Raw genomic sequence first — 19,905 nt, 5'->3', positions numbered from 1 at the left:
GTATGCCGCGCAAAGCTAAAGAGCTATCAGCATTAGAGGTCAAACGGCTTCAATATAAGGGCAATCAACACAATACGCTCTATTTCGTGGGTGGTGTATCTGGGTTGGCATTGCAAGTATCGAAGACTGGTGCGAAGTCTTGGATACTTCGTGTTAAAATCGGAGAGAAGCGCCGTGACATCGGACTAGGGGGATATCCAGACGTGCCCCTGGCGCAAGCTCGTCAAATCGCTCGTGACCAGAAAGAGCTGATCGCGTCAGGCAATGATCCGGTCGAAACACGAAAAAGACAAAAGGCTGAACTTGCCGCTGTGCAACGGCGAGGGTTGACGTTCGAGAAAGCCATCGAATTATATATGGATATCAAGGAGCAGGAACTCTCCAATCCGAAACACAAGGCGCAATGGACAAGTACCCTACGCACTTATGCAGTCCCTCACATTGGCAGTCTTTACGTCCACGAGATTACAACTCAAGATATTCTACGTGTGCTACAACCGATATGGCAGGAGAAAACTGAGACGGCCTCACGCCTACGGGGAAGGATTGAGGCTGTCCTTTCCTGGGCGACGGTCAGCGGCCGAAGGTCAGGTGAAAATCCAGCTCGGTGGAAAGGTAATCTTAAAGAGCTACTGCCAGCGCCAAACAAATTAGCACAGAAGCGCAATTGGCCAGCAGTTGCCGTTGATGAGGTTGCGGACTGGTTCGATTGCCTGAAATCGCAACCGGGTATAGCCGCTCGAGCGCTTGAGTTTGCTGTGCTATGCGCCTCTCGCTCTGGCGAGGTGAGGTTTGCAACTTGGGATGAGCTAGACCTTAAGTCTGGTATCTGGACCGTTCCAGCACAGAGAACCAAGATGAAGAGGAAGCATCGTGTCCCTCTTTCGCAAGCTGCTGTTGCACTTGTAGAGTCCCTGCCGAAACAGCTGAGCTCTCCATTTCTCTTCGCCGGGCCACGGGGCAAGGTCCTGTCTGATATGAGCATCAGCGGCGTAATGAGACGAATGCATGCTCGTTCGACTGAGACTGGCGGAGAGGGATGGCTAGATCCACAAAGTAAACGCCCAGCGGTGCCGCACGGTTTACGCTCCACATTCAGAAACTGGGCTGCCGAGACTGGTTACCCATGGGAGATGGCAGAGATTGCGTTAGCGCACAAAGTTGGAACCGAGGTAGAGCGGGCATACATGCGAACAGATCTCTTGGAGCGTCGTCGCCATATGATATCTGACTGGGCTCTGCACCTCTCTGGATTACGTGCAGGAAACGTTATCCCCATAACTATTTGTGAAAATTAGTTTCTAGAAAATCCCGTCTTCAGCGAATTATTTTGCTAGACGCCATCATAGTATGGCAATTCAAGGAATAATTTTATCGAACTACGTTTCTTTCATCCCTGATAAACATTGTACAGGAACGCAGTCTTTGCTGCAGTAGACACTACGTAACATTGCGGTCACCCTGTTTTCTCCCATCGACATTAAGGGTGATAAATTTGAGCAATGTGTACGTTTCCGACAAACAATTGGCCGAACGTTGGTCCGTCTCCCGGCAAACCATTTGGCGCTGGATTGAAAGCGACCCTACTTTTCCTAAACCAGTTAAACTCTCGCCACGCTGCACGCGCTGGCGCCTCCCTGAAGTGGAGGAATGGGAGAAGGCCCGCGGCGCGGATCTTTATTAATTTTAGAAAATAGTATCTGGATTGGTTCCTCGCGCAATCTAGTGCGAGAACCTACCAACTCTAGAACAGTGGTCGGTTAAGGCTTGTACGAAACGTACAATGACGGCAGCGCTGTTCGCGTGCTTGACACGTCCTTCTGTACTGTGGGGCGCCGCAAACAGAAACCCCGGTTCTAAAGCTCCGAGGGGTGCGGCCATGAGAAAACCAGTTCTCATGTTAAAGTAGGGAGCAACCCTCGGCACTGGTATTGACCGTTGGGACCCTAGGCGGCGGCCCGGCTCCATCGGACAAGACCACCAAGGGTATGGAGACTGATCCCCGGACACGGGGCTAAGTCGTTCTATACCCAAAAACAACAACCCTTCACCAACAGACAAGAGCAGAGGTAGAGAGTTTAGGCAGAGCCTGCCTCAAGGGACATGGCACAGACTCACATGGGACTGAGGAGTGGGCCATTAACTGATGAGCTAGGGACGCATGCTCTACTCTCCCCGGCTTAGGTTCCTTGTGAAGCACCCCGCCGCGGGTGTGGCGCAGCGCAGAATATGACTGTTTTTCGAAGACTAATTTTGGCAATTCTGATTCGCGTTTTAATGGAACGACTAACAGTGTTTCCCGCAACTTCCAATCAAGACTGCCACCCCCGCTACGCGGAGGTTCCTTAGACATAAGAAGCAACCCAATCACTACTCATCATCACAGCAATACCGACATCAACCCGAGCACAGCCTTTGCTTAGTAGGTGTTGTAAAATATGGATTTTGTTTGCGAGTAAATATCCATCATCAAGCCCATCAAAATGGAATATCCTTGCCCGTCTTCTCAACTGCAGTGTTGGCGGTCCTTGTGTTTTGCTCCATTACTTCCCCCTATCGTCCTGATCATGGGCCCAAACACTCCGCTCTTCAAATCCGTAAACTTGTTCGCCAGGTGCTGATGACAGACACCGTGCTTTTTTGGTGATGCAAAGCCAATTTTAAAACGGATAACCTCCACATAGATGCCATTCCAGAAAAACGGAATGGCTATATCTGAATAGGTGGAGACTTCTGCTTCATGGAATATAATGGATTCGTCTCGACACTTATCAAACGAAGTCAAGATCTTCTCAAGAATGAAGCGCACGATGATCTGAATGTCACGCGGCACCTGCTTCTCATAAATACCGGGTTTGCTTTGGTGCGGGATCGTATACGAGACTGGGACGTCTCTAATGACAAAGGGCTCAGAATAGAAGACCCTTGGAAAAAGGTGCGGAAAGCTTGCACGAGCAAGCTCGCAAACCCTGTACAAATTGATGGTAAGGTTTTCTTCGAGGAGTTCCGCACGTACAACGATTGGACCTATTTATGCGTACCAAAGGATAGCCTCAGAGGTCGACTCTCTGAACGAAACATTGTCTCCTCGCTAAAAAGAGCCGAGGTAAGACCGATTGACGACTTGAGCCTCGATGGGGTCATGAGGGCGCTCCGAAACTCGTTCGCTCACGGAGGGGGACTGCCCATGTCACCTGGTCAAGCTGGGCAAAGACGCTGCAAATCGGATCCCGTAGGCCTAAGTCTCGCGAAACATTCAGATCAAATCGACAGGGTTTACTTCGTTTCGAAGTGGACGACAGGTGCCCGTGGCGAAGTTGTTCTTGGGTGGATCGTGATGGAATTCGGGCTCGACGCTCTGGGTGCTTTCTGGAACGATTGGTGCGAGCTTCTGCTGAAATCAAGTAACAGGGCGCTTCAGCAGCTCGACCGGGTTGCCTGATTTGAGGCGGATTGGCTTTTATCCTTGCTGCGCACACGATATTCGTGATCCATCGACAGCTCTTGCGGGTTTGGTCGATGAGATCATTTTTTGTGACAAGAGCCCAGCTCTTTGTGACGACCCGGCAATAGGTAATGTAGGTCCGACCAGGATATTTTGGCGGAAGGATATTCGCGACGCATTGAAGGAAGTCCCTCATATAGATGTCTTTTTCTATCGTCGCGACAGTACGGGTGAGGGTGGAAGTGGTGTCTTCGTGCTTGGTCGAAGCATCTTTCCAATGGTGCTTTCGAAGATGACGAGGGAGCACTGCCTGATCGTTACAGATGGGTCGAATTCCCGGGGTGGGACATTTCGCAAGATGCAGCGCAACTCGGGATTGGTCACCTGTGGCAAGCATATTACGAAGAGGCTGGATCAAAGATTACTGACTATGGGTGTTCTCGAGTTCGATGTTAGGCCAGCAATCTCTAGCTCTTTGTAGCTTTAGCATGTCTTTTTAGCCGGAATATCTCTTCGATTTAAGAGTCCGGCGGACTTTACCTAGAGGCCCTACGACGGCCTCTGCTACAATGCTTTTTCAACCACTCTCTCCTGTTCACCCCGTACGGGCGGGCAACGCCCTTCCTGTAGAAAACTGTTTTTATTAGCTTATTTTCACCATTAATTCACCATCAACCGGCACAGAGTTTTACTCCCTGGCTTAAAGGATCAATTGCAACCAACTTGAAGTTGTCAAATTCTTCCCCAAAGCACCTCCCCACAAACCCATACCTCCGCGACTTCTCATCATTGGATAGACGGGATTCCACCTTTGCAAAGGAACTGGGTCTGCTACTAAGCTTGGCTAATTCGAGTTCAAACCATTTCGGAAGCCTCCCGTGTCTCAACAAACCAATAACCTTGCCGCCTACATCTGGTCTCTTGCCGACTTGCTGCGTGGAGACTTCAAGCAAAGCCAGTATGGCCGCATCATCCTACCGTTTACGCTTCTGCGCCGTCTTGAGTGTGTGCTGGCCCCGAGCAAGGCAACCGTGTTGGAACAGGCGGAAAAGCTCCACCCCATGAACCTGCCAGAAGAAGCGCGGGAAAAGATGCTGCTGCGCGCCTGCGGCCTGTCGTTCTACAATACATCCAAGATGGATATGGCGAAGCTGGGTGAGAACGGTATCAAAGACAATCTAGAAAGCTATATTCAGGGCTTTTCAACGAACGCACGCGAGATCTTCGAGTATTTCAACTTTGGTGAGTTCATCGCCCAGTTGGCAGATGCAAACCTGCTCTACAAGATTGTACAGAGGGTCCGAGAGGCAGACCTTTCGCCAACCAAGATTTCAAACCGTGAGATGGGCCTTGTGTTTGAAGAGTTGATCCGCCGCTTTGCGGAAAGCTCTAACGAGACAGCGGGTGAACACTTCACTCCGCGCGATATAGTGCGCCTCACCACTGCGCTTGTGTTTCTTGAAGATGATGAAGCCCTCACCAAGGAAGGCATTATCCGCACCATCTACGACCCGACAGCAGGTACAGGCGGCTTTCTTTCATCGGGCATGGAGTATGTACACGAGCTGAACCCACGTGCTGTCATGCGTGCCTTCGGGCAGGAGCTGAACCCGGAAAGCTACGCCATCTGTAAGGCGGATATGCTCATCAAGGGGCAGGAAGTAGACAACATCAAGCAAGGCAACACCCTGAGTGATGACCAGCTCTATGCTGACAGGTTCGACTACATGCTCTCCAACCCGCCCTTCGGTGTGGACTGGAAGAAGATCGAAACCACCATCAAGGACGAGCACACCTTGAAGGGCCATGACGGACGCTTCGGTCCCGGCCTTCCGCGTGTGTCAGATGGCTCGCTTCTGTTCCTCATGCACCTCATTTCCAAACTGCGGGACGCGCAGGAAGGCGGCGGACGCATCGGCATCATCCTCAACGGCTCGCCCCTGTTTACAGGTGGCGCAGGCTCTGGCGAAAGCGAGATCCGCCGTTACATCTTGGAAGCGGACCTGCTGGAAGCCATCATCGCACTGCCTACGGATATGTTCTACAACACAGGCATAGCAACCTATGTGTGGGTGCTGAGCAACAAGAAGAGCGAGGAGCGGCGCGGCAAGGTTCAGCTCATCAACGGCGCGAACCTCTCTTCCAAGATGCGCAAGTCCCTTGGCTCCAAGCGCAACATGATGAGTGATGCTGATATCCGCACCATCACCCAATGCTTTGGCGCGTTTGAGGTGGTAGATGCACGGGAGCAGGACAAGCCACAGGAAGCCGCCAGTACACGCGGGCGCAAAGCAGAGAACGGCAAGAAGGAAACGCCCAAAACCTTCGCCTCGAAAATCTTTGAGAGTCATGAATTCGGCTACCGCCGCTTGACGATTGAACGCCCGCTGCGTGAAAGCTTCCAGTTCTCCGATGAACGGCTGGAGTCGTTACGCTTTGCGCCTAAGCCGCTTACAGGCGTCATGCAGTGGATTTATGAGACCTACGGGAAGAACTGGTCAGACGCGCCGTCTTGCCCGCTCTATGGCGTTTTGGGAGACTATGAGGCAGAGATCCGCGCCCACATCAAAACAAACTTCCCTGAACTGAAAGAGAAGACCATCAAAGACGCGCTCTCCGCGAAGGTATGGGCAGAGCAAAAGGAGATCCTGCGCACAGCAAAGGGCCTGCAAGCGGTCATCGGGGTAGAGCAACATGATGATATGAACCAGTACGACGCCATTATAAAAGGCAGCGGAGCCAAGCTGGACGCCACCAGTAAAAAGCAGATTGTAGCGGCGGTAAGCTGGAAGAACCCTGATGCTGAAAAGGTCATCAAGAAGGTGCATAAAAGCACCGCGCCGAACCCCACCTACGGCCTGTTTGATGTGAACGGCCAGACTGTGGAATATTCACCTGATGGAGACCTGCGCGATAATGAGAATGTGCCGCTAGACCCAAGCCAGACGGTAAACGCGGTGAACGAAGCCTATTTCGCCCGCGAAGTTGCACCCCATGTGCCAGACGCTTGGATTGATGGCAGCAAGCGAGACGCGCTGGATGGAGAGGTCGGCATCGTCGGCTATGAAATTCCATTCAACCGCCATTTCTATGTCTATCAGCCGCCGAGGGCACTAGAAGAGATTGACGCAGAACTGGACGCTGTAAGCGCCGAGATTATGGCCCTGCTGCAGGAGGTGCATTCCTGATGGTTGGTAAGTACAGGGCGTATCCAGAATACAAGCCGAGCGATGTTGAATGGCTGGGGGAAGTTCCGAGTGGATGGGAAGTCAAGAGAATTAAAAATACTGCGGAACTGAATCCTTCAAAGTCGGAGCTTCAAAGTATTGCCGCGCATACCGATATCACATTTCTTCCGATGGAGGCCATTGGTGAAACAGGCTCTATAGACTGTTCACGAATTAAACCAATTCGTGAAGTCATCAATGGATACACTTATCTTGGCGAAGGAGATGTGTGCCTCGCCAAGATAACACCCTGCTTTGAAAACGGAAAAGCCGCGATCATGCGGGGGCTGGTAAATGGAATCGCTTTTGCCACCACAGAAGTTATTCCACTCCGGTGCCGAACCACGAGCACCGCAGAGTTCCTATACTACCTGATTACCTGCTCACCTTTTAAAGAACAAGCAGAAGGCTCGATGTATGGTGCAGGAGGACAAAAGCGGGTAGCGGACTCCTTTGTTGCAAACTATCACTTCGCGGCACCACCGCTCCCAGAACAACGCCAGATCGCCAAGTTTCTGGATCATGAGACCGCGAAGATTGATCGGTTGATTGAGCGGCAGGAAAAGCTGATTGCGTTGCTGGAGGAAAAGCGGCAGGCGGTCATCTCCCACGCCGTCACCAAGGGCCTCAACCCAGGCGCCCCCATGCGCCACTCTGGCATCGACTGGCTTGGTGACATCCCCGCGCATTGGGAGGTGAATAAGATCAAAAATATTTGCTCTAAGATTATAGATTGTAAGAACAGAACTCCAGACGAGGTACCAAACGGCGCTTACTATGTCGTGAGAACGTCTTCCATTAGAGATGGTGAGTTTCACAAAGAGGGTGGCTATCAAACCGATTACGCCAGCTTTGAAGAATGGACACAGCGGGGGGTTCCTAAGATAGGTGATATCCTATTCACTAGGGAGGCCCCAACCGGGGAGGCTTGTCTGGCTCCGGCCAATTTGGACTTCTGCCTTGGGCAGAGGACTATGGCACTGCGTCCAGATTCACAAATTATGACATCAAAATTCTTGCTCTATACGATTTATGGGCCATTAGTCCGGGATCAGATCGAACAGAAAAGCAAGGGTAGTACGGTTGGGCATTTGAGAGTCGGTGAAGTAGGAAACCTTCCTTGTTTAGTGCCGCCCATCGACGAGCAACAATCAATACTGGACCACCTCACCGGCATGCATTCAAAATTCCGGAAGCTGACCGCGAATGCGTTGCAGGCAAAAGTCCTTCTCAAAGAACGCCGTACCGCGCTGATTTCAGCGGCTGTGACAGGCAAGATTGATGTGCGTGATTGGCATGCCCCTGACGAATCTGAAAGTCTGGCGCAGGAAGTCGCGTAGACGCGCGGTGCGGGGAGAAAAGACAAATGACCAAAGGGCGCTCTCTGGAGTTGTTTTTTGTTGATGGCAGGCCGGACGGCCTGCTGGTGGCAGAGCTGTTTAACTGGACGGGCCATGTATTGCTTGTTCCACGCACCCAGTTAAAGAATGCGCTGGAACGTGAAGAAACTTCACGCACTGGCATATATATCCTTCTGGGAGATAAAGATGGAGAGCCTACTTCATACATAGGAGAGAGCGAAGACATCGGCAAGAGAATCCGGACGCATGACAGTCAGCGAGATTGGTGGACCAAGGCTGTGTTCGTCACCACCGCTGACAACAAGCTCAACAAGGCACACGTTCGTTATTTGGAGGCGCGTAGCTACGAGAGGGCCAACTCTGTCGGCCGTGTTATTCTTGAGAATTCACAGGCTCCGCAAATTCCTCAAGTTTCGGAAGCTATTGCGGCGAATATGGAGGGGTTCTTAGAAAACCTCCGTATGATCTTGCCAGCAATTGGGATTGATCTATTCGTTGAGAGCGTGCGCAAGACTAAAGATAAGCTCCCTACCAAAACGAGGGATTTGCAGGTTCCAACCATATTTGAACTGGTTGAGCGAAAAGACAGGCTGAAAGCGCAAGCACGGTTAGAAGATGGCGAGTTCATTATCCTCTCGGGCTCGCAAGTGAGGGATAAATGGGTTGGAGCGAAGACTGTTAACCATAGCTACGCAAGTCTACGAGAGGAGCTGTTTCGGTCTGGCATCATTCGAAGCGAGGACGGTGTCTGTAAGTTCACTGCGGACTACGCGTTCTCCAGTCCTAGCCCAGCTGCTGCAGTAGTGCGTGGTCGCCCTGCAGCAGGCCCACTTGAATGGCAACTGGAGGGTACTAGCAAGACCTATAAAGATTGGGAGTCCGAACAACTAGCCGAAGGCGCCAACGAGCTCGAGCCAGCGTAATGGCGCTCTGATTTATTTTTTATTATTTAGGAATTTGATTATGGCGGGGAGCGACAAGGCAGCGGAGCTGCAGTTCCAAAATGATATTATTGCAGAGCTTGTTTCCTCCGGTTGGAAGCTTGGCTCTCCGCAGGGCTATAACCGCTCTCTTGCTATTTACGAGGAAGACCTGCTCGGCTTCATCAAAGACACGCAGGACGCAGAGTGGCAGAAGTTTGCCAAGAACTACCCGCATGATACGGACTCAAAGTTTCTGGAGCGCGTAGCCGCTCAGCTCGCCAAGGCTGACCCGCGTGCGGCTAACACCCAGATGCGCCAGTACGGCACCCTTGGTATTTTACGCCACGGCCTGCGTGATAGGAACGCCCGCTTCTCTCTCTGCCAGTTCAGACCGGATCATGACCTGAATCCGGACACGTTGGCGCGCTATGAACTGAACCGCCTGCGCGTGGTGCCGGAACTGGTCTACAGCCCTTGGGCAACAGCAGAGCACATGGTGCAGACGGGCGCGAAGGCCAAGAGCTGGCGTATCGATCTTGTGCTGTTTGTAAACGGTCTGCCCATCGCCACCCTTGAGCTGAAATCAGAGTTCAAGCAGGCAGTAGAAAGCGCCATCTATCAATACAAGACCACCCGTCTACCAGTTGACCCTGCAACCAAGAAAGAAGAGCCGCTGCTTACCTTCAAGCGCGGGGCTTTGGTGCACTTTGCCGTGAGTCAGTATGAGGTCTATATGGCCACGAAACTGGCGGGCAAGGACACGTTCTTCCTGCCGTTCAACAAGGGCACCAAGGAAGGCGCAGCGGGCAATGATGTGCCGGAAGATGTGGGTGAATACGCCACTGCCTATCTGTGGCGTGAGGTGCTGCAGCCCGATAACCTGCTAAATATCCTTGCCCGTTTCATTCACTTACAGATTGAAGACAAGGAAGACTGGCAGGGCAAGCGCTCCAAAAAAGAAACCATGATCTTCCCGCGATATCACCAGTGGGACGTGGTAACCAAACTGGTTGGCGCGGCAAAGGTTGAAGGGGCAGGGCAGAAGTACCTCATCCAGCACAGTGCAGGCTCTGGAAAATCCAATTCCATCGCATGGACAGCCCACCAGCTATCCTCTCTCTATGATGATAGAGGCGAGAAGCTGTTCAACTCCGTTATCATCGTGACCGATAGAACGGTTCTGGATGCCCAGCTTCAGGACACCATCTACCAGTTCGAACATGTTGATGGGGTAGTCGGTCGTATCAACAACGCCGAGGGCGACGGCTCAAAATCGGAAAAACTGGCAAAGGCGCTGGAAGCCTCCCAGCCGATTATCATCGTAACCATTCAGACCTTCCCGTTCGTACTCAAGGCCATTGAGAACAGCACTAGCCTGAAAGAACGTAGCTACGCCATTATCGCCGATGAGGCACATTCATCGCAGACCGGCTCCACAGCTCGGCAGATGAAAGAGGTTCTGATGAAGGACGCTTCAGAGGGCGATGAAGAGCTGTCCTCCGAAGACATTCTGGATGCGGCTGTCGCTTCGCGCCGTGCCTCACAGAACCTCAGTTACTTCGCCTTCACGGCAACCCCCAAGGCAAAGACACTAGAGCTGTTCGGGCGTTTACCAAAGCCGGATGAAGTCCCGTCTGTGCGAAACAAGCCGATGGCTTACCATATTTACTCCATGCGGCAGGCCATCGAGGAGGGCTTCATTCTCGATGTCCTGAAGAACTACACCAACTACAGGGTCGCCTATAACCTTGCTCTGAAAATGCAGGAGAAAGACGACGAGGTCGAAAGCAAGAAGGCAAAGGTAAAATTGAACCAGTGGGTTCGCCTGCACGACTACAACATCTCCCAAAAGGTTCAGGTGATTGTCGAGCACTTCAAGGACAACGTGATGGGCCTGCTTGGCGGGCAAGCCAAGGCGATGGTTGTCACCAGTTCACGCAAGGAGGCGGTACGCTTCAAGCTTGCTTTTGACAAATACATCCGCGCCAAGAAGTACGACAAGATCCATGCTATGGCAGCGTTTTCCGGTGAGGTGGAGTTTACGGACAAAGACCCGAACTCCGATGGCTTGATTGGCGAGAAGTTCACCGAGATCAACATGAACCCCGGCCTCAAGGGGCGGGACATGCGCAAGGCCTTTGATACAGATGAGTATCAGGTGATGATCGTAGCAAACAAGTTCCAGACCGGGTTCGACCAACCCAAGCTCTGCGCCATGTACGTGGATAAGAAACTGGCGGGCGTTGAGTGCGTACAGACTCTTTCACGGCTAAACCGCACCTATCCGGGCAAGGCGCAGTCCGGCACATTCGTTCTGGACTTCTTTAATGAACCGGAAGAAATCCTCGCCCCGTTCCAGCAGTATTACCAGACAGCAGCCCTTACGGACGTTTCCAACCCCAATCTTGTTTTCGAGCTGTTTGACAAGCTCTGTGCGGCGCAGATTTTCCTTTGGGCCGAGGTGGAGCAGTTCTGCAAAGCATACCTCCAGAAGAACAAGAGCAGCGCGGCTATCGCCAATATCTGCAAGCCCGCAGTGGAGCGCTGGACGAACCGCTACAAGAGCGCTGTCGCCGCCTACAAGCAAGCACAGGACATGCTTGCACGAGCCAAAAAGACAGGCGATGCCGTGCTCATTGCCAACGCTGATATGACCTTCAAAGAGTGCAAACAAGAGAAGGATGGGCTGGAGCTGTTCAAGAAGGATCTGGGCAGTTATGTGCGGTTCTATGAGTTCATTTCCCAGATCGTGGACTATGACAACAAGGATCTGGAAAAGCTGTCTCTTTACGCTCGCAACCTTCGCCCCATGCTGCGGGAGGCAGCTATCGAAGACGATATTGTTGATCTTGAGAATGTGGAGCTTAGTCACTACCGCCTGTCGAAGATCAAACAGCAGAGCATAATTCTTGTCGATGATGGCGCCGAGGGACTCGATCCGGCAGCAGACATGGGCAGTGGTAAGGCAAAAGACCGAAAGGAAGAGCTGCTCTCCCGCATCATTGAACGGGTGAATGACCTGTTTGCCGAAGATGGCTTAACCGAGCAGGACAAGGTCAACTACGTCAAGGTTCTAAAAGACAAGATCTCCGAGAACCAAGAGGTCATGACGCAGATCGAGAACAACACCAAAGAGCAGGCAATACTGGGCGGCTTCAAGAACGCGGTTGATGACGCAATCCTGACAAGCAGCGAGGTTCACCAGAAGATGATGCTGCACTTATTGTCCAATCCGAAAAAGATGGAGCAGATCACCCACTTGCTTCTTGATATGCTCTACGAGGAGAAGAGTGTCAGCCAAGTAGAGTAGGTGAGGGGGTTAACGTCTTCGGGTGGATTGTTGGTCAGCAATTACGTATACGCTCGCAACCACAAAGTCATCCTCAGCGATTTCTAAGGCGTAAGATTTTAATAGGTTCGATGATAGGTAGACTGCAAACTATGAAATTGGTTTCACATTTCACAATTCCTTAGTACGTAACGTGGTGGGGCGGGCGCTCGTTTAGATCCTCCTCTGCCATTTAAGGCATTGCGCACGCTAGCCGTTCTATTTCCTCAATAGCTAGGGTGCAGTCTCATCCCCGAGAAGTAGACTTCGCAGTCGGTCAAGTACGCTTACACCATTTGCCACATCAATGCTTGCAGTCTCCAGGATTGTCTCGTGACCGGTTATTCGGTGTCGAGCGTGAACAAGCTCTGTTGCACCCAGCCCCGGATGATGCGGATACAGAAGGGTAAGACGCGGCGCGCGGTAAAGCTGCGCATAGGCCATCATCTGGTAGACATCGCCTTGTGAGACGCCCTGTTTTGGATCGTCGATCCGGGAAGAGATCCTCTTCCACTTGGTGTCAATTACATGAGTTACGGTGCCAGCACGGCGGATCAGGATATCTGGCTTAGTTTGGAAAAGCCCTCGCTCGGTCGATTCTGCGGACAGGCAGAACAGACGCCCGCCCTGAAGGGAAACCGTCAGGTCCGTCCCAGCCAGCGTCCGAGAAATCAGACGCCCGACATACTCCTCGAACAGTGTGTTCATCTCAAACAGCAGCGCTGTTCCCTGACCCACGCCACCAGTCGTCGTCTGATATCGGCCCTCCAGGAAGAGACGGGCCATGCTCAGAAGCTCCCGCCAGCGGCGATTGGTGCGGTCAATCACCACGTCATCCCACCGCAATGCCGAGGGCGAAATATCCGCGATCTCCGCATATACAAAAGCCAGTTCTCGCAGCCGTTGTTGATTTCCCGAACTCCGAGACATCCGAGAAAGGTGTACCAAGGCGGCTTTCATGATCCGGTTCAACGACGTATCTTCCGACAAGATATCAAATCGGCATGCGAGACGGGACGGATTAACTGCATGTCGGGTACACTGTCGTGCTACGTCCAGTCTGCCGCGCAAGGCAGAAAGATCGTCCTCTTGCTCGACATAGCGGCGAGGCATTCCTTTCCGGACGGCCTCGGTGAGTTTGTCACAAAAGACCCGGATCAGAATTTCAAGCAAGGTTTCTCGTTGCCACGCCAAATCTGTTATCGATCCAAGATCGAGTTTCAGCTTCAGAGCGACGGCAAGCATGTGGATCAGCCGCTTCCTAATCGCCGCATTCTGCTGTTCAACATTTCCTGTCGTCCCCACGTCAATCTTAGGCAGGATCTCGAGACTACAATCCGCAGCGGCTAGAATTCCGACGACGCCTCTTGCGCGCAAAGCATGCCGTCCATGCTCGAGAACCCCGCTGCCACCCTTTCCAGCGAAGGGTGAGCGCACAGCCAAAGCCGCAAGTTTATCCGCGTAGTGTGCGGGGATTTGCCCTTCACCATCACCGTAGGCGAGATTCTCCCATTCGCGAATGGTATAGGATTGCATCAGGCCTCAAACTCCGAAAAGTCGAAGTTTTTCTTCACATTCCAACGGAATTTGTCACCGTTAATATCATCTTCGGGCATTCCCTTCGGAGGCGCAATCCTGACAGCTTGAAGGAAATGCTCCGTGGCCATTCCCGGTCCGTCACCCAACACCGCAGCGACCTTGGCCCAATCCTCATAGAAGTACTCAGCCAACAAAGGGATTACCTTGTGGCGCATTACGTCTTCTACGTCCGCCCGACTGTGGCAGCTGGTAAAATAGGCATGTCCTATCTGATGTTCGCGATCAAACAGATATTCGATGCGCTCATTGATCGTTGACAGAAGGGCGCGAAGGTTGATGCCGCCGACATCCTCAGAAAGAACTGTCGGGTCGGGCATCAACTCCTGAAACGTGAAACGGCGGCGCAACGCTGTGTCGAGCAGTGCGATGGAGCGATCCGCTGTGTTCATCGTACCCACGATGTGCAAGTTGGATGGCACACCGAAACGCTTCTTGGAGTAAGGGAGCGTGATATAGAGCTCGTTCTGTGCCCCTAAACGCTTGTCTTGTTCAAGAAGAGTGATTAATTCGCCGAAGACCTTTGAAATATTGGCACGGTTGATTTCATCGATTATCAGGACGTGGTTCCGCCCCGTACCTCCGACGTGCGGTGTGCCTTCGTCGAAAGTGATCTTTTCAAGTGCGTCCCAGTCGACCTTGTCTGCTGCTAGTTGGTACATCGGCTGGAAGGCGCTAAAAGTATTGGGATAAAAGTCGGAGCGTCTTGCTCCTTGTTCGTTGCTCCAAATCCATTCTACGCTGCGACTGTGCTGTGCGCCGGTCGACGTCGGGTCGAATTCATAGTCCCCAACGACCCGCCCCAAAGCGACTAACACGTTTTTGCCTACAGTCAGTAAAACGTAACTTTCTGGCTCAACAGCACTTCGGAAGTACCATGTGCCAGTTATATCCGCTGCACGTCCGTCAATGCCAGGGTTGCGTTCGAGCCACCGAGATTTGACTGCTTGAAAATCTATATACTCTGGCCCAGACCAATCGATCCCTGAGCCTAATCCCCACGAAATCTTATTATTACGAATTGCCGCAGAAAGCTGATCCTTCCAATCTTCGCCAATCAGGCTGAGCTTGAAGAGCCCCTGATTGCGGTCAAGTCGCTTCGTACTGCTGTTTTTGCCTGGGTCCAGTCTTGCCCGTTCGCTTATCTGTTTAAAGATGCCTTGGTGGCACTTTAAACTGAATCCTGCAGTTCTCTCCGTCTCCGGCCCCCCCTCAGTGTGATCTTCACCCGTACTCGGCTGTAAGCCTTCGATGAATTCTTCGTAGGACATGGATTGGTGAAAGGTCACGAATTCAATCCGCCCCTCATTTGCGAGACGCCGATACTCAGCAGTTAATGCGTCTCTATCATCTTTGAGCTCCGCAGCGGCCTCGGCTCCGACACAGAGCCGCACGGCTTCCCATGCCGTCTGATACGTCTTGCCGGTGCCCGGAGGGCCATAGAGGATCAAGTTTACGGCGGATGGAGAGGGCGCATTGTTTGTGTCGGTCACGGTGTCCGCCTCCGGTTGGGAATTGAGCGTGTATGTGAAAACGGTCGAGCTGCTTGGGTTCGGTTCGGTACTCGTGGGCGGCGGTACTTGCGCAAGATTCTGGAACTTTTCACCGCCAAGGGCCCGACAGATGTTCGGAAAGGCGTCCTTGAGCCCCATAGCTGCTGCAAGGTCGCCCGCGCGGATGGAGACCTGCCTGGCTGCATTTTCCCGGGCAGGTTCGATGAAATAGTTCAGGGCGCAGAGTCTGATCCGATCAGCGCCTTCCATCAGGTGCTGGTAGCGTTCTGGTCGCTCGATCGGCTGATCGTTTTGGTCAACGATAATGAAACCAGCGTTGTGAAGACGCGCGGTAGCATCCGACTTCTGTCCCCAAGCGCCGTTTAGCTCTGTCTTGTTCAGAAGGTATCCCACGATCGGCTTGCTGGGGAAGACGCTATTCTCGCGGTCGCGGCTCGATCGCACCCAGTAGTCCCGCGGATCATCGAAGTGGCGGAATATTTCGCTTTCCTCGCCGTTCTTACTGTAGCGATCAAAGGCATCAATCGCCTCTTCGATCTCTCGCCTCGTAAAAGGGGCTGGCGTTTCGACCTGTGTGGGAAGGTTCATCGTTGCAGGTCGCCAATGACTACCATTGCTATTTCCGTCGATAACTACTCCCGCTGCACGGCTCGGACTGTTGAAAATATGATCGACGCTGAAACGAAAAAGTGCCGTATTCTCATCGGGGACGAGAATACCCTGTTCAACCAAATGGTCTCGTTCGGGCCTGTTGCGTTTCTTATTTGGGGATCCTACCCGCATTGCGGTTGAGCCAGCCCTGACCAAGAATTCCGCCTCGGACAATTTCTTTCCGTAGGCTTCCGCCTGCTCTTTGCGGATGACAAGCCAGCCGCTTTCGTCTGCCATATTATCCATACTTGCTAATTCCATATATCAAATTGCCGACAATGCGCAGAGCGTATTGACCAGCTGCATTTGCTCAACAGTATTGCACTTCGCCTCACGCAATCGTGGCGCTCCAAACACCAATGCGAGGCCCTTGGCGCGTGACACCGCGACATTGATGCGGTTCAGCGAAAACAGAAACTCCATCCCGCGCGAGGTTTCTTCGGCAGACGAAGCTGTCATGGAAACCAGGCAGACCGGTGCCTCTTGTCCCTGAAACTTGTCCACGGTTCCGACACGAACACCCAACGGAAGGACATCTCGCAGAGCGTTTACCTGAGCGTTATACGGGGCGACGACAATGATGTCGGTCTCGCGCATCGGCCGCGTGCTGCCGTCCTTCTCCGTCCAGCTGCCGTCAAGAAGGTCAGTGACGGTTTTGCCAATAGCGGCGACTTCTTCCTGTGCGATCTGTGCATTCCCCTCATGGGGGACCGGCACCCAGAAAGCTCCGACTTCGGGGAGGGCAGTGCCTGTCACGCACTGGTGAGCCGTATCAGGATGACTGCTCAATCGACCTTCATAGACCTGCTCCGAGATGAACCGAGAGACCTTCGGGTGCATGCGCCGGGATGTGGGAAGGAAGATGCCACGGTCGGTTGGAACCGTCGCATGCTCACCGAGCATCCAATCCAGGCACGACAGGTTCGCAGGCTCGGGATGTGCACCCTGGATAACCTGAGGCAACTGGCGTGGGTCGCCCACAAGTACGATGTTTCGCGCGGCACGACCCATGGCAGCCATGTTGGCAAGTCCGACCTGACCTGCCTCGTCCACGAACAACCAATCAAAGGCCTGAACATTTTCGTTGCGCGAGAAGAACCACGCGGTGCCGCCCACGACATGCCCGCCATTGGCGGCCTCTGCGTTGTCGGTCGTACGATGAACAGCGCAGCCTTCGGGATAACCATCCTCGCTGCCAGAAACTTTGTGGATGAGTTCGAGATTAATCGGCTGGTCTTCGTCTTCCAATGCTGAAAGACAGCCCATCAGCACATTCCTGATCGCCTCGTGACTATTCGAAGCGACTCCAACGCGGAACCCTTGGCGGACAAGGGACAGGATCGCGCGGGCGCTGACATAGGTCTTGCCGGTGCCGGGTGGCCCCTGGATCGGCAGGACCGTTCCATCCATATCATTCACTGCGGAAATGGTGCCCGCTACGGGGTCTGCCCCGCCCAAAAGATCACCCCTTGGGCCGGAGCGGAGGCGTGGCGCTGAGCGCGACAGCAAGTCAACCACCGCCGTGTACCGGCGCGCACCGCACTGATCGGCGATCACATCGCGCAGAGCACCGGCAATGACACCTGTCTGGATCGGCCAGTCCGGATGCAGCGTCAGCTGTTCCGTCAGTAGGTCGGCCTTGCCCGGGCCTGCTTTGACCGTGATCTGGCGGGCGCGGCGATCCATGGTCTCGATTCCGACCGTTGTCGGGGGACTGTCGAACACCGGAACCGTCGCCTTCTTACCGCTCCGCAGTTTCGTTTCCTGTTCGGGATAGGTGTATCGGCGCGCAAAGGATCGCTTGACGGGTTCGACAGGGCCCGCTGCCTCAAGCCCGCCAAGCGCATCGAGATCGTCGAGCAGATCATCTTCGTCCTTCGCAGCGCTATCGAATACGGCCCATTGCGCGGGCTTCACCTCGCGGCTGTGAAAAACGCCGAGGTTGAACAACATATCCTGCCGCACCTCTGGCAAACCTGATGCTGCCAGCAGGTTGCGCAGAGCTTGCGTATCGGCGTCCTCTTCGACCTCTTTATCACCTGCATCCGGGGCAAGTGTCGGCCAAGGGCCAGCAGGCCGGATTCCGACCAGCCAGTCGCGCAATTCCTCGATCGAGATACAGTCGACGCGGTTGTAATCCTCGATCTCGTCCAGAATCTGCTGGTCCTGCGCTTCGCGCCAGCGCTCATAGGCCACGACCGAGCCACCGGCCGTCTTGACCTCACCGTCGCGCTTGCGGTCGTAAAAAGCCTCCATCGATTTGATGGAATAGTTCGGTTCCGATCCGATCAGCCCGCCGCGGACCACGGCAAACAGATCGACGAAGCGCCGTTCCCGTAGCAACCGGTCAAGGAAAGCCTCTCCGATCCCATATTTCGTGGTAAGGCGTTTGAGCGCTGTGATCTCGTAGGGCGCGTAGTGATAAATGCGGGCAGAGGGGTACAGTGAAATCCGCGCGCGAAAAAACGCCAGCAATTCGGACAATGCCCGCGCTTCTGCGTCGTGGTCATGGGCCCAGAACGCCTTGAACGCCCCGTCGAACCAGATGCCGTGCAGGTATTCGAGGCCGCCCTCGTAGTGTGGATCGCCTTCAATGTCGTAGAACAGGTCGCCGGGCTGGGGTTCCGGCAGGAGGTCGAATCCTTTGCCGGGCTCCAGTGCACGCAGTTCGAAATCTGGCTCTCCGGTTTTGCGGGCCTGCTGCAGGCGGGCCTGCGTGACTAAACGGGCCTGGGTGTTTTCGGCCATTCCGCGCACTGGTTGATCCAACGTCGAGAGAGCCTCCAATGTGTGAACACCCGCGGCTTCTAGCTTTTTCACCTGACCGCGACTGATGTTGGCGACATTGAACAAGCTGTCTTCGACCTGCCAGACACTGTTGCAATGATCAGCCCAGCGGCAAAGACTGCAATCCGGACATGGCACCGGGCGTGTCGGCTGCGGATCAGCGACGAAGGCTTGCAGCCGCGCGCGCGCCATCCGTGCATAGGCAGAGTAGTCCGCCAGGCGCAGCGTCGCTCGGGTGCCGTCCCCCAATTCGACATGCGCGAACTCGGGCTCCACCCCCTGAATTTCCGCCAACAGATCGGAATACAGCACCAGTTGAAGCACATGTTTGGGATCGGCCCGACGTTTCAGCTTGGTGTCGGCCACCTCGTAGCTGAACGGTCCAAGCGCCGAGGGGGTCTCAACACGCTCCAGGAAGTCGGACCAGCCACCCCAGTTCCCCGACAGAAACGCGCCCTGAAACACAACATCCGGACCAGCGGCGAGCGCCGCGCCCGTGGCCCCGGCGTTTTCATCAAGCTTGCCAGGCTCGATTTCGATTACCTCACGCCCAGAGTCTTTCAGGCAGACCAGATGCGCTGTCTCGTGCGCATCGCCCTGCTTTTGCAAAAGCGCTGCGTCCTCTGTGTCTTCACCCGGCGTCGGGCCCGTTCCGCGCATATGTGCCAGATCAAGGGTGGTCGCATGTGCGCACCCCATGAAGCGCATAAGGTCGGACGCAGACAATAAAAAATTTGTGCCTATGGCCTTCACAATTGTAAACCAAAACTATTGAATTGAAATTTTCTGAACTAACCGCGAACGATGCGTAGACCTTTCGGCGACACCAATGATGGCCGTTTGCCCTTGCCGGTCATTCGCAGAGAGAATCCTGCAGAAACAAGTTCTGCCACCTCCTCAAAGGTTTTTACATATACTGCATTTTTGACATGATGCTTAGTTGGACCGAATTTTGGATTCCCAAGACAGTAGCCTTTCGTTCCATAGGTCGGTTCCTCGGAGACATCGCCACGAGGCTCAATACGCTCAATCCGAATTACCGTTTCGGTCATACATTTATCCTTCCAGTTCAA

The 19,905-nt window shown here is 53.6% G+C and carries 11 protein-coding genes; 6 read left to right on the top strand and 5 right to left on the bottom strand.

Annotation, left to right across the window (positions count from 1 at the left end; all coding sequences use genetic code 11):
- The first annotated feature begins 2 nt into the window (after positions 1-2).
- Both E1162_RS09475 and E1162_RS19710 read left to right on the top strand, forming a co-directional pair.
- Positions 3-1,298 carry a tyrosine-type recombinase/integrase gene (locus E1162_RS09475; RefSeq protein WP_155129985.1) on the top strand — a complete coding sequence of 432 codons (1,296 nt, stop codon included), beginning with the start codon at positions 3-5 and terminating at the stop codon, positions 1,296-1,298.
- Positions 1,299-1,486: 188 nt separating this feature from the next.
- The gene (locus E1162_RS19710) at positions 1,487-1,684 is read left to right on the top strand and encodes a helix-turn-helix transcriptional regulator (protein ID WP_371311882.1); all 198 of its coding nucleotides are present in this window, start codon (positions 1,487-1,489) and stop codon (positions 1,682-1,684) included.
- A gap of 822 nt (positions 1,685-2,506) precedes the next feature.
- Here the strand turns inward: E1162_RS19710 and E1162_RS09465 are convergent.
- A complete protein-coding gene (locus tag E1162_RS09465) occupies positions 2,507-2,833 on the bottom strand; it encodes a hypothetical protein (protein WP_155129979.1) in 327 nt (108 codons plus the stop codon).
- Between the two features lie 1,490 nt (positions 2,834-4,323).
- On the opposite strand from E1162_RS09465, the gene E1162_RS09460 reads away from it, so the two are divergent.
- Genes E1162_RS09460 through E1162_RS09445 form a run of 4 tightly spaced genes read left to right on the top strand, consistent with a single transcriptional unit; the run spans position 4,324 to position 12,266 of the window.
- Positions 4,324-6,633: a type I restriction-modification system subunit M gene (locus tag E1162_RS09460; protein WP_371311881.1), complete on the top strand. Its 2,310-nt coding sequence runs from the start codon at positions 4,324-4,326 to the stop codon at positions 6,631-6,633.
- Positions 6,633-8,012: a restriction endonuclease subunit S gene (locus E1162_RS09455; protein ID WP_155129976.1), complete on the top strand. Its 1,380-nt coding sequence runs from the start codon at positions 6,633-6,635 to the stop codon at positions 8,010-8,012. The genes E1162_RS09460 and E1162_RS09455 overlap by 1 nt, the downstream gene beginning before the upstream one ends.
- Before the next feature lie 26 nt (positions 8,013-8,038).
- Complete coding sequence (locus tag E1162_RS09450) at positions 8,039-8,956, top strand: GIY-YIG nuclease family protein (RefSeq protein WP_155129973.1); 918 nt, start codon at positions 8,039-8,041, stop codon at positions 8,954-8,956.
- 40 nt (positions 8,957-8,996) lie between these two features.
- Positions 8,997-12,266, top strand: coding sequence for a type I restriction endonuclease subunit R (locus tag E1162_RS09445; RefSeq protein ID WP_155129970.1), 3,270 nt, complete (start codon positions 8,997-8,999; stop codon positions 12,264-12,266).
- 252 nt (positions 12,267-12,518) lie between these two features.
- Here the strand turns inward: E1162_RS09445 and E1162_RS09440 are convergent, their stop codons facing one another.
- Genes E1162_RS09440 through E1162_RS09425 form a run of 4 tightly spaced genes read right to left on the bottom strand, consistent with a single transcriptional unit; the run spans position 12,519 to position 19,884 of the window.
- Positions 12,519-13,820, bottom strand: a complete 1,302-nt coding sequence (locus E1162_RS09440; RefSeq protein ID WP_155129967.1) for an McrC family protein — start codon at positions 13,818-13,820, stop codon at positions 12,519-12,521.
- A complete protein-coding gene (locus tag E1162_RS09435) occupies positions 13,820-16,306 on the bottom strand; it encodes a DUF4357 domain-containing protein (protein WP_257098888.1) in 2,487 nt (828 codons plus the stop codon). Before E1162_RS09435 ends, E1162_RS09440 begins: the two co-directional genes overlap by 1 nt.
- 3 nt (positions 16,307-16,309) lie before the next feature.
- The gene (locus tag E1162_RS09430) at positions 16,310-19,585 is read right to left on the bottom strand and encodes a TM0106 family RecB-like putative nuclease (RefSeq protein ID WP_371311880.1); all 3,276 of its coding nucleotides are present in this window, start codon (positions 19,583-19,585) and stop codon (positions 16,310-16,312) included.
- A 38-nt stretch (positions 19,586-19,623) separates the two neighbouring features.
- On the bottom strand, positions 19,624-19,884 hold the full coding sequence (locus E1162_RS09425) for a hypothetical protein (protein ID WP_155129964.1): 261 nt from the start codon (positions 19,882-19,884) through the stop codon (positions 19,624-19,626).
- Between the last annotated feature and the right edge of the window lie 21 nt (positions 19,885-19,905).

Origin of the sequence: Pseudovibrio flavus, from assembly GCF_009711345.1 — a bacterium.
Taxonomy (GTDB): Bacteria; Pseudomonadota; Alphaproteobacteria; order Rhizobiales; family Stappiaceae; genus Pseudovibrio; species Pseudovibrio flavus.
Note: the sequence above shows the minus strand (reverse complement) of the source record. Positions and strands in the feature narration are given on the sequence as shown.